The sequence below is a fragment of the Candidatus Binatia bacterium genome, assembly GCA_036382395.1.
In the GTDB taxonomy this organism is placed as follows: Bacteria; Desulfobacterota; Binatia; order HRBIN30; family HRBIN30; genus JAGDMS01.
In genome coordinates this window covers 1-11,858 of the sequence record DASVHW010000392.1, presented here as the reverse complement: position 1 = coordinate 11,858, position 11,858 = coordinate 1, and the positions used below count along the sequence as shown (strand labels likewise).

General features: G+C 63.4%; 12 protein-coding genes. All 12 read left to right on the top strand.

Annotated features, from left to right (window positions below; all coding sequences use genetic code 11):
• Window positions 1-1,221: alkaline phosphatase family protein (locus VF515_19125; protein ID HEX7409747.1), on the top strand; the 1,221-nt coding region annotated here is incomplete at its 5' end.
• A gap of 50 nt (window positions 1,222-1,271) precedes the next feature.
• On the top strand, window positions 1,272-2,939 hold the full coding sequence (locus VF515_19120) for a glycosyltransferase family 39 protein (GenBank protein HEX7409746.1): 1,668 nt from the start codon (window positions 1,272-1,274) through the stop codon (window positions 2,937-2,939).
• Window positions 2,936-3,934: a glycosyltransferase family 2 protein gene (locus tag VF515_19115; protein HEX7409745.1), complete on the top strand. Its 999-nt coding sequence runs from the start codon at window positions 2,936-2,938 to the stop codon at window positions 3,932-3,934. Before VF515_19120 ends, VF515_19115 begins: the two co-directional genes overlap by 4 nt.
• Before the next feature lie 13 nt (window positions 3,935-3,947).
• Window positions 3,948-4,745, top strand: a complete 798-nt coding sequence (locus VF515_19110) for a methyltransferase domain-containing protein (GenBank protein HEX7409744.1) — start codon at window positions 3,948-3,950, stop codon at window positions 4,743-4,745.
• A gap of 34 nt (window positions 4,746-4,779) precedes the next feature.
• Window positions 4,780-5,886 (top strand): dTDP-glucose 4,6-dehydratase, encoded by a 1,107-nt coding sequence (rfbB, locus tag VF515_19105; GenBank protein HEX7409743.1) that lies wholly within the window; start codon window positions 4,780-4,782, stop codon window positions 5,884-5,886.
• A 124-nt stretch (window positions 5,887-6,010) separates the two neighbouring features.
• The gene (locus VF515_19100; GenBank protein ID HEX7409742.1) at window positions 6,011-7,096 is read left to right on the top strand and encodes a glycosyltransferase; all 1,086 of its coding nucleotides are present in this window, start codon (window positions 6,011-6,013) and stop codon (window positions 7,094-7,096) included.
• Window positions 7,096-8,139 (top strand): glycosyltransferase family 2 protein, encoded by a 1,044-nt coding sequence (locus tag VF515_19095; protein HEX7409741.1) that lies wholly within the window; start codon window positions 7,096-7,098, stop codon window positions 8,137-8,139. The genes VF515_19100 and VF515_19095 overlap by 1 nt, the downstream gene beginning before the upstream one ends.
• Before the next feature lie 44 nt (window positions 8,140-8,183).
• A complete protein-coding gene (locus VF515_19090; protein HEX7409740.1) occupies window positions 8,184-8,537 on the top strand; it encodes a hypothetical protein in 354 nt (117 codons plus the stop codon).
• A gap of 40 nt (window positions 8,538-8,577) precedes the next feature.
• Window positions 8,578-9,525, top strand: a complete 948-nt coding sequence (locus tag VF515_19085; GenBank protein ID HEX7409739.1) for an SDR family oxidoreductase — start codon at window positions 8,578-8,580, stop codon at window positions 9,523-9,525.
• 146 nt (window positions 9,526-9,671) lie between these two features.
• Window positions 9,672-10,553 carry a succinate--CoA ligase subunit alpha gene (sucD, locus tag VF515_19080; GenBank protein HEX7409738.1) on the top strand — a complete coding sequence of 294 codons (882 nt, stop codon included), beginning with the start codon at window positions 9,672-9,674 and terminating at the stop codon, window positions 10,551-10,553.
• Entirely contained in the window at window positions 10,550-10,972 is a 423-nt protein-coding gene (gene ndk, locus VF515_19075) for a nucleoside-diphosphate kinase (GenBank protein ID HEX7409737.1), read from the top strand. Before sucD ends, ndk begins: the two co-directional genes overlap by 4 nt.
• On the top strand, window positions 10,896-11,858 hold a 963-nt coding region (gene rlmN, locus VF515_19070; protein HEX7409736.1), incomplete at its 3' end, for a 23S rRNA (adenine(2503)-C(2))-methyltransferase RlmN. The genes ndk and rlmN, both read left to right, overlap by 77 nt.

Below are 11,858 nucleotides of genomic sequence, written 5' to 3'. Positions count from 1 at the left end.
TACGATGACTACGCCTTCGCACACTCCGGCTCGATCAAGCATGACTTGGTGTGGGACATTCTGTCACGCGCGGGGAAGCAGGTGGTGCTCTTGGGTGTACCGCAGACGTATCCGCCGCGCTGGATCAATGGGCACATGGTGAGCTGTTTCTTGACGCCGTCGCGAGACAGCAGGTATACCTATCCCCTACAGCTGAAGGCCGAGATTGAAGCAGTGGCGGACGGGTATGTGTTCGATGTCGAGGACTTTCGTACTCCGAACAAGCGCGAATTGCTGCAGCGCATTTACGACAAGACGCGCCAGCATTTCCACGTCGCCAAGTATCTCGCTGTCACCAAGCCCTGGGACTTCTTCATGATGGTGGAGATGGGGCCGGATCGTATCCATCACGGATTCTGGAAGTACTTCGATTCGACCCATGCAAAATACGAAGCCGGCAATCCGTTGGAGCATGCCATCCGCGATTACTACCGGTACCTGGACGCTGAAATCGGGGAGTTCCTGGCCTGCCTGGATCCCGAGACGGTGGTGTTGGTCGTCTCGGACCACGGCGCCAAGAAGATGGACGGCGGCATTTGCTTCAACGAATGGCTCATCAAGAACGGGTACCTCACACTGCGCCAGTATCCCGGCCAAGTTACCGCGATGAGCCCGAAGCTGGTCGACTGGAGCGCGACGCGCGCCTGGGGCGAGGGCGGCTATTACGGCCGGCTGTTCCTCAACGTGAAGGGACGCGAGCCGCAGGGCGTGATCGAGCCGTACCACTACGAGCGTGTCCGTGATGAGCTGATTGCCGCCATCGCCGCCATCGAGGACCCCCAAGGGAACAACATCGGCTCGTGCGCCTACCGGCCGCAAGAGCTGTATCGCGAAACCAACGGCGTGCCGCCCGACCTGATCGTCTACTTTGGCGACTTGAACTGGCGTTCGGTCGGGAGCGTCGGGGTCAACAGCATCTATTCCTTCGAGAACGACACCGGGCCGGACGATGCCAATCACGATTGGAACGGCATCTTCCTCATGCGTGCAGGGCGGCGGGATCTCGGTGGTGTTCGGCTCCACGGGCTTGAACTGATGGACGTCGCTCCGACGATCCTGCGACAGTTCGATCTGCCGGTTCCGGAAGACATGTTGGGCAGCGTGATCGACGACAGCCGCACGGACAACCATGATGAGGGGGAAGAGGTCGGGCGGTGTGGGCATAGCGTGGGATATCTCTGAAGATGACTGCCGAGTTTGGCTCATTACGCGCCGAGACGGCGCGGTGTTGCATGGTTGCCATTCTCCTGCTGAGCCTGTGCATTAACGTCATTGGCATCACCTGGGGACTGCCCAATGCCGAAGGGGCGTGGGCTGCCGATGCGTTCAGACCGACCGCGCCACTGGCCGTCGCGCGCCACATGTTTGGTGGTGATCGGCCGAACTCCGGGTGGTTCTACTTCAAGTACCCGCTCGGCCATCCGCTCGTGCTGACCGCCGCGGAGGCGCCGTACCTGGCGTGGTTGCGGCTAACTCGGCAGTTCCAAAAGCCGACGAACACGTATCCCTATGGCTTTCGCCACCCGGAGCGTGCCTTGCTCGTGCTGGCACTGGTGACCCGGGCGGTGAGTGCGGTGATGGGTGTCGCGTTCGTGGCGCTTGCGTACGTCATCTCAGCCGCGCTGTTCGGCTCGCTCGCCGGCGTGCTCTCCGCGGTTCTCGTGAGCGGCTGTTACCCGATGGTGTTCTACGCCCACACGTCGAATGTCGATGTTCCGCTGCTGTGCTGGATCGCGGTTGCGGTGACGTTGGCGGTGCTCGGCGCCAGCCGCGACTCGAAATGGACGAGCACGGCCGTCGGGGTGGCGATGGCGATGGCATTGCTCACGAAGGAACAGAGCCTCGGCGTGTTGGCGGTCATTCCGCTCGTCTGGCTTTGGCGCCGACACGGCGAACGCGGTCTCCTGCGTCGCGACGTACTGGGGCATGTACTATACGCCGCCGCGGGATTCGTACTCACCACCGCACTGGTCGGCGATTGGTGGTGGAACCCGCTCGGCTATATCAACCGGTGGCGTTTTCTGCTCGGCACCTTGCCGGCCGCCGTGCGCGATCAATACGCGCCGTATCAATTTCAGGTGCAGGTCCCCAAAAGCTTTTCGCTCGCCAGCGAAGCCGGCCGTCTGCTGAAGGTCGCCGCGATGACGGCCCACAGCGTGACCATTCCCGTGTTGTTGTTGTGCGTCGCAGGAGTCCTCGTGACCGTCTGGCGGCGCCCGCGGCAGGCCGCGGTGCTGTTGCTGTTGCTGAGCGGGTACTACCTGCTATCCTTGCGCGCGACGGCGCTGCTCCAGGTGCGGTACACCATGCCGTTCTTGTACTTCCTGCTCCTCTTCGGGGGCGCCGGTGCGGCCGCGCTGGTGCAGCGAGTGCAGGCGTGGGGCCAGCGCGGGTTGGTCGCCGCGGCCGCCGTTGCGATCGTCGCACTGGCAGTGTTGCCGGCCTTCGAGATCGATCGTTTACTGCTGCGCGACCCGCGGTATGACGCGGAACGCTGGTTGCGGGAGCATGCGGGCGCGCATGCTCGCGTCGAGACGTACGAGCCATCGACGTATCTGCCGCGCTTCGGCCCTGAGCTGGCGGTGGCACAGGTCCCGGTACAAGAACGTACGGTCGAGCTGCTGCGGCAGCGCCAGCCCGACCTGGTGGTGGTGAGCAGTGGCGGCCGCGCCGGGCTCACGGGCCGGTATGTGAAAGACTGGAAGCCCGGCATGCCGATTCTTGCTGAGGTCGATGCCGCGAAGGAGTTCTTTGCGCGTCTGCGCGATGAGCAACTCGGCTATCGACAGGTAGCGCGGTTCCGGACGCGGACCTGGTGGATCGATCCACACATCAACAGCCTAAATCCTGAGATTACGATATTTGCGCGTACAGAAGAGGCGCAGGTGGTGAAGCCATGACGACAGCCCTGCACAGCGGATCCCAGCCGGCGGTCAGCCTCGTTGTCCCCGTGTACAACGAAGTCGAGACGACTCCGGAGTTTTACCGTCGCGCCACCACGGCGTTAGCAGGTTGCGCGGTGCCCTATGAAATTATTTTCGTCGATGATGGGAGCACCGACGGCTCGCTCGAGCTGCTGCGCCAGCTGGCGCAGGACGATGCCCGCGTGCGCGTCATCAGCTTTTCGCGGAACTTCGGACACCAGACCGCCGTCACGGCGGGATTGAACTACTCGAGCGGCGCTGCGGTCATTGTGATCGATGGTGATCTTCAGGATCCGCCCGAGATCATCCCCGACCTGCTGGCGCGCTGGCGCGAAGGGTACCAGGTCGTGTACGCGGTGCGCCGTACGCGTCGGGAGGGCTGGCTCAAGCGGCTGTCGTATCGTGCCTTCTACCGCCTCCTGCACAAGTTGGCCTACGTCAACATGCCGGTCGACGCCGGCGATTTCGCCATCATGGATCGCTGTGTTGTTGACCTGCTCAACCAAATGCCCGAGCGCAACCGGTTCGTCCGCGGCATCCGGGCATGGGTCGGCTTCCGCCAGACGGGGCTCGAATATGATCGCGACCCACGCTTCGCGGGTGAATCGAAATATCCGTTCACCAAGCTCATGCGGCTCGCATATGACGGCGTGGTATCCTACTCCTTCGTGCCGTTGCGGGTCGCGACGCAACTCGGCTTCGTCACGTCCGGTGTCGCCTTTGCCGCGATTGCATACTTTCTCGGGCTGCGGGTCTTTTTCGGAACGAAGTTGCTCGGCTGGACCTCGACGATGGTTGCCATCCTTTTCCTGGGCGGCGTGCAACTCATCTCCATCGGCATTTTGGGCGAGTACGTTGGACGCATCTTCGATGAGGTGAAGCGCCGCCCGCTGTACGTGGTGAAGGAAGCGGTCGGGTTCGATACGCAAGCCGTGGCCGAGGTGCGACGATCGGCCGGCACGGCCGGGTGAACGAGGCGACGATATGTTGGATGTGGAACAGCAGGCACGCTACCACCAGGTGGGCAATTCGTACTGGTGGCTGTCGGGTAAGTACGAGATCGTCATGGATTGCATCGCGCGCGTGCTCCTGGCGCGCAAGGATCTCGACATCCTCGATGCGGGTTGCGGACCGGGCAACATGCTCGATCGTCTCAGCAGTCGCGGGGCGGTGACGGGCAGCGACTTGGCGCTGCCGGCGCTCAGCTTCTGCCTGAGCCGCGGCTACAAGCGCCTGATGCTCAGCAAGCTCGACGCGCTCGCGTTGAAGAGCGCTAGTTTCGACCTGGTGACCGCAATCGATGTGATCGAGCACATCCCGGATGACGTCGCCGGATTGCGGGAGATCCACCGCGTGCTGCGGCCGGGCGGCACCGTGGTGATCACCGTGCCCGCCTTTCAGGTCTTATGGGGCGATCACGACGACATCTACGGACATTACCGTCGCTACCGCGTCTCGCAAGTCGCCGCGCTGATGCTGGCGAACGGGTTCGAGGTGGTGAAGCTGTCCTACTTTCAGCCCCTGTACTTCCTGCCGTTGCTGCTCTTCCGGCGCTGGAAGAAGTTGACCGAGCGCAACCGCAGCGGTCGGCCCATTGAGCAGCGCGACGACTTCGTCGCCATACCGCCGTGGCTGAATACGGTTCTGACGCGCCTCATGGTCGCCGAGAAGTACGTGCTGCGCCACGGCAAGTTTCCCTTCGGCGTCACCTTGGTGTGCGTTGGACGCAAAACTGGCCAGCGAGGCAATGGGCACGGCACTTCCGGTGCCCACGGGTCCTGAACCTGCGCCAGAGCGTTTCGGCAGTGGTACGCAGATGACGACGATGCTCGTGACTGGTGGCGCGGGGTTCATCGGATCGAACTTCGTGCGTTTGGCGCTGGGCCAAAACGATGCGCGCGTGGTCGTCCTCGACAAACTTACGTACGCCGGCAATCTTCTGAATCTCAGCGAGGTGAAAGCGAATCCCAGGTTTGCGTTCGTCAAGGGTGACATCGCGGATCGCGATGCGGTGGATGCCCTCTTGCGCGAGCACCATCCGACGTGGGTGATCAACTTCGCCGCCGAGTCGCACGTCGACCGATCCATCGACAGCCCGCGCCCATTCGTCGATACGAACGTGATCGGGACGTTCGAGCTCCTCGATGCCTCAGGCGAGTACTTGGCGGAGCAGGGCGAGGAGGTGCGCGCGGCATTCCGGTTTCTGCAGGTCTCCACGGATGAGGTGTATGGCACTTTGGGGGTAAGCGGGCGCTTCACTGAGACCACTGCGTACGCGCCCAATTCGCCCTACGCTGCTTCGAAGGCGGCGGCCGATCATTTCGTGCGTGCCTACCACGAGACCTACGGGCTCCCGACGCTGATCACGAATTGCTCCAACAATTATGGACCGTATCAATTCCCGGAGAAGCTAGTTCCGTTGACCGTGCTGAACGCGATCGAGGGCAAACCACTCCCGATATACGGTGACGGGCTGAATGTACGCGACTGGCTCTACGTCCACGACCACTGCGAGGGTATCCTCTTGGTGCTGCAACAGGGCCGTGTGGGTGAGCGGTACAACATCGGGGGAGAGAACGAGCGGACCAACGTCGAAGTCGTCACCCATATCTGCGCGGCGCTCGAGGATCTGTTGCCTCCGGCGGACAATCCTGCGCTGGTGGCGCGAGGCGTTCGCCACTACGAGGATCTCAAGATATTTGTGAAGGACCGTCCGGGTCACGACCGCCGCTACGCGATTGATCCGACCAAGATTCGGCGTGAGTTCGGATGGAAGCCACGGCACGACTTCGGCACCGGGGTTCGGCAGACGGTGCGCTGGTATCTCGAACACCAGAGCTGGTGCACCGCCGTGCAGGCTGGGGATTATGGGCGGGACCGCCTGGGGCTCTCGGTTGCAGGCGGAGGGGGCGTGGATGACTGAAAAGATTCCACGAAGGGCTATGTTTCGAGGACACTCCTCCTCTGGGCGGGCCTGGTAGCCGGATTTTCTCAGCTGGGGATCCAGTTCATTGACTTGCAGTTCTGCAGGCAACCCCGGGAAGCACATGGCGACGAGCAGGGCCTGGCGGGTGGCGCACGTCATCGGGCAGTTGACGCGCGGCGGAGCGGAGCGGCAGCTCGCACTGCTGGTCCGACAGCTGGATCGGGGGCGCTTCAAACCGATCGTGTACTGCTTGTCGTCGGCCACCGAGCCGTTCGGGTCGGAGATCGTTGCGAGCGGCGTGCCGCTGAAGGTTCTTGTTGGCAGTCCGGTGCAACGGGTGCGTCGCCTGCGCGCGCAGTTGGCGGCTGACAACATCGATCTGGTACATGCGTGGCTGTATCGCGCCAACGCCTATGCGGGGTGCGCCCACATGTTCGACCGTTCACGCCCGCTGATCACCTCGGCTCGCAACTGCAAGGTGCAGCTGCGTTGCGCCAACGCGCTCGCGTTCCGATCGAGCCGGGCGATCGTGGCGAACTCGCAGGTAGTGGCGGCCTACATTGTCCGTCACTACCGGGCGCCGCGGGCGCCGATCCGTGTCATTTACAATGCGATCGACACCGCATACTTCCGGCCATGCCCCACGGGCGAATCGCCGCGCCTGCCCGGGCCGATTGTCAGCATCGGACGCTTGGTGCCGCAGAAGAACCATGCGTTATTCCTGGAGGCCGCCGGGCAGTTGGCGCGCCTATGCCCAGAGGCGGAGTTCATGATCGTCGGTGATGGTCCGTTACGACCGGTGTTGGAGACGCAGGCGAGCGCCCTGGGGTTGAACGGCCGCGTCACCTTTACCGGCGAACGCGACGACATCGATGCCATCCTGCGCGCGGCTTCCCTGTTCTGGCTAACGTCGCGCTGGGAAGGGATGCCCAATGTCGTCCTCGAGGCCATGGCCAGCGGCGTGCCGGTGATCGCGACGGACGTGGCGGGTGTACGTGAGCTGCTGCATCCCGGCATCGAGGGTTTCATTGTGCCGGCCGGCGAGGTGGGGGGCTTCGTCGAGCATTCGCGCCGCCTGCTGCGTGACGCCGGACTCCGGCAGCGCTTCCGTGCGGCGGCGCGGGAGCGAGCGGAAGACTTTTCCGCCGCCCGAATGGTGAACGCCTGGACGCAGCTCTACGACGAGCTGCTGGGTCGGAGGAACTGATGTCGCAACTGCCGCTGGTCAGCGTCGTCATCCCGATGCGCAACGAAGGCGGCCACATCGGCGCCTGCATCGACGCCGTGCTGGCACAGGATTACCCAGCAGACCGCCTCGAACTCATCGTGGTCGACGGCGACTCCGATGACGATTCGGCGCAGGTGCTCCGGGGCTACGGCGCGCGCCTGCGCGTCCTCCGCAATCCCTCACGCATCGTGCCGGCGGCCATGAACATCGGGATCGGCGCCGCCCGCGGCGAAATCATCGCCCGCATTGACGCACATACGGTGGTCGCGCCGGATTACATCCGCAACGGAGTCGAGACCCTGCAGCGCACGGGCGCCGACGACGTCGGGGGTCCGATGAATGCCGTCGGTGGCGGACGCTGGGGGACCGCCATTGCGTTGGCAATGGGCTCACGTTTCGGGATTGGCGCCTATTTCCATTTTGCCACTGCCGACCGGGAAGTCGATACGGTGTACATGGGAATGTATCCCCGGCGAGTGTTCGAGCGCATCGGTCTGTTCGACGAAGAGCTGGTCCGCAACCAGGACGATGAGCTGAATTACCGGCTGCGCAAGAGCGGAGGACGAATCTTCCTGACCACCCGCATGCAATCGCGCTACCAGAACCGCCAGAGCCTGACGGCGTTGGTTCGGCAGTTCTTTCAGTACGGGTGGTGGAAGGTGCGCGTGCTGCAGAAGCACCCGGCCCAGATGAGCCTCCGGCATTGCGTGCCGCCGTCGCTGGTGCTGTCACTCGTCGTCAGTGCGGCGCTGGCGCCGTGGAGCGTAGCGGCCGGCTGGCTGTTCTGTGCGATCGCCGGTGCGTATGCCGTCGCCCTGACCGCGTGCGTGGCGAGCGTGGCCCGACAGCACGGATGGAACTTGGTTGTACCCCTGGCCGCCGCCTTCGCGGGCATCCACTTGAGCTGGGGAACGGGATTTGTGCTCGGCGCCCTGCGCTTTGCGCCTCGCTGGCTGGCACATGAGCCCCAGCCGCCACGGCTGCGAGCTGACCAATTGGCGGGAATGCCTTCGATCGAATAGCCACACGATTCACCCCCGGCAACGACAATTCACGGGAGAAACATATGAGAACACGCGAGAAACTCACCCTCGAGGAGAAGTTCGCCTTGGCGTTGGAGTTGATCAAACGGGCGCATAGCCTGGATGAGATTCGACTACAGTACCGGGTCAGTCACACCACTGCCTACAAGATTCGGAATGCCTTTCTTGATGGCGGCCGTGCGGCGCTCAATGGAGGACGACGAGCGCGACATGAGCGCGACATCGAGGCGCGCGTCAGCGCACTGGAGGCGCTGGTCTCGAACGATGGCCGGGAGAGGCCCCACGGGCCGAGGCCCCGCGGGCCAGTGCGGCGCCTGAAACCCGCCCTGCCGGTAGATGGCGAGGGCTTGGTGCAAGAAGTAGGGGCCGGTAAATAGCTCAAGGACAAGAACCGACATGACCAGAAGAGGAGATGCCATGTACCTGATAACTGGAGGCGCCGGCTTCATCGGCTCAAGCATCGCGGAGGCATTGGTGCACCAGGGTGAACCCGTGCGCATTCTGGATGATTTGTCGACTGGCAGCCTGGCCAACTTGGCTGAAGTGAAGGACCACGTCGAGGTCATCGAGGGGGATTTGCGTGACATGGCTGCGGTGCGGCGCGCCGTGGCTGGCGTGACGTATATCTTCCACCAGGCGGCATTGCGCTCGGTCCCGCGTTCGATCGATGACCCCCTCAGCACCGACGAAGTGAACACCCACGGCACCCTGCAACTCCTGCTCGCAGCGCAGGAGGCCAAGACGGTGCGCCGGGTGGTCTATGCGTCGTCTTCGTCCGCCTACGGCGATGCGCCGGCGTTGCCTAAGGTGGAAGACCAGCTGCCGTCGCCCATCTCTCCGTATGCCGTGGCCAAACTGGCGGCGGAGTACTATTGCCGCATGTTCACGCGGCTGCACGGGCTCGAAACTGTCAGCCTGCGTTACTTCAATGTGTTTGGTCCCAAACAAAGCCCCGAATCGAAGTATGCCGCCGTGGTGCCGCTCTTCATCCGCGCCGCCCTGCGTGGCGAGCCGGTGATCGTGCACGGCGACGGCGAACAGTCGCGTGACTTCACTTACATCGACAATGTCGTGCAAGCTAACTTGAAGGCCTGTGCGACGCCGGGTGTGGGTGGCGAGGTGTTCAACATCGCCTGCAACACGCGGCACTCCGTGCTGGAGATCGCACACACGATTCAGAAGCTTCTTGGCCGCCCAATCAACATTCAGCACACGCCACCACGCTCGGGCGATGTCCGCCACACACAGGCATCGATCGAAAAAGCAGAGCGCCTGCTCGGGTATCGTCCGACCGTCGGCTTCGAGGAGGGCATGCGCCGCACCTTCGAGCATCTCGCCGCCGAATTCGGGGATGGCCGCAACTGACTCCTGACGGCCCATTCCCCAATATTCGAGCGCGTTTCGCTCTGCCGCACGGCTGCCACGGCAGATGACTTGAATCAGGTTTCCTACTTCAAAATTGACTTCACCGGCACTTTTGGTTACGGTGCCGCGCCTACGGAGGGGCGTGAGTGAGCATCCTCGTCAATAGAACCACCAAGGTCATCACCCAGGGAATTACCGGTACCACCGGGCAGTTCCATACGCGTGCCTGCCGCGAGTACGGCACCCAAATGGTCGCCGGCGTGACCCCGGGTAAGGGCGGCACCGACTTCGAGGGCATCCCGATCTTCGATACGGTCGGCCAGGCGGTCGCGGCCACCGGTGCAACGGCGTCGGTGATTTACGTGCCACCGCCGTTCGCAGCCGACGCCATCATGGAAGCGGCGGACGCCGGGCTGGAACTGGTGGTGTGCATTACGGAAGGCATTCCGGTGCTCGATATGGTGCGCGTGAAGCGGTATCTGCAGTGCCGCTCGACGCGCCTGATCGGACCGAACTGCCCCGGCGTGATCACCCCGGGCGAATGTAAGATCGGTATCATGCCCGGGTATATCCACACCCCGGGAAGCATTGGTGTGGTCTCGCGCAGCGGTACGCTGACGTACGAAGCCGTGCACCAGCTCACCAACCTCGGGCTCGGCCAGTCGACGTGTCTCGGCATCGGCGGCGATCCCATCATCGGTACGGGATTCATCGACGTGCTCGAGCTATTTGAAAAGGATCCGCAGACCAGCGGCGTGATCCTCATCGGTGAAATCGGCGGTGCGGCCGAGGAGCAGGCGGCGGAGTTCGTGCACGACCACATGACCAAGCCGGTCGTGGCGTTCATCGCCGGGCAGACGGCGCCTCCGGGCAAGCGGATGGGGCATGCGGGGGCCATCATCGCTGGGGGACGAGGAACGGCAGCAGATAAGATCAAAGCCTTCGGCCGTGCCGGCATCCACGTGGCGAAGAGCCCCGCGGAACTCGGCAGCACCATGGCGGCTGCTATGGCGGAGCGGAAAAAATGATCGACCAGACGCTTTCCATCGTCAAGCCCGATGCCATGCGCAAGCACGTCATCGGAGAGATTCTGCGCCGCTTCGAGAGTGCGGGGCTGCGGATTGCCGCCGCCAAGATGGTGCACATTTCCCCGGAGACAGCCGCGCGGTTCTACGTGGTGCACAAGGACAAGGGCTTTTACCGTAGTCTGACGGGCTTCATGTCGTCCGGGCCAATTTTCGTGTCTGTCTTGGAAGGAGAGAACGCGATCGCTAAGAATCGCGAGCTCTTGGGAGCCACAGACCCGGCCAAGGCCGCGGCCGGTACCATCCGGCGTGACTTCGGGACGGATGTCGAGCAGAATGCCGCACATGGGTCTGACGCTCCCGACACCGCCCGCTGGGAAATCGGATTTTTCTTCGGCCAGCTCGAAGTCCATCCTGGCTGAGCCGACATCCTCCGCTGCCGCACTGCTGACCGTTCCTGCCCTGCGCTCGTGGGTTGCCGAGCGTGGTTACCCCAGCTACCGTGGCACGCAGATCCTGTCGTGGATCTACCGCCGCGGTGCCAGTGATTTCGCCGCCATGACCGATCTGCCGCACGATCTCCGTGCGGCGCTCACGGCGCGCTTCGTTGTCCCCCACCTTGCCCCAACCCTCGTCACCGCCTCCAGTGATGGAACCCGGAAACTCCTGTTCCAACTGCAAGGCCATGCCGCTATTGAATCCGTTCTCATACCAGATCCGCCGCGTCTGACGCTGTGCATTTCCTCCCAAGCCGGATGCGGCATGGGGTGCGCTTTCTGCGCCACCGCACGTCTCGGTCTCATCCGCAACCTGTCGGCAAACGAGATCGTCGGGCAGGTGCTGGCGGCGCAGGCCGTGCTGCAGCCGCGGGAGCGCATCAGCAACCTGGTGTTCATGGGCATGGGCGAACCCTTGGCGAACTACGACGCCGTGGTCGAAGCGATCGAGATTCTCACGGCGGATTGGGGCGTGGGCCTGTCGGGGCGCCGCATCACTGTGTCCACGGTCGGCTTGGTGCCGGCGATGCAGCGGCTGGTGCAGGACACCGCGGTCAATCTCGCGGTGTCGCTGAGCGCGACGACCGATGCCCAACGCGCGCCGCTCATGCCGGTGAACCGGCGGTATCCATTGGAAACCTTGCTGGCCATGTGTCGGGCGTTGCCGATCCCGCAACGCCGGCGCATCACGTTTGAGTACGTCATGCTGGCCGGCATCAACGACTCGATCGAGGATGCGGCCCGCCTGGTGCGGCTGCTGCGCGGCATCCGCTCGAAGGTCAATCTGATCCCGTTCAACCCGTTTCCCGGG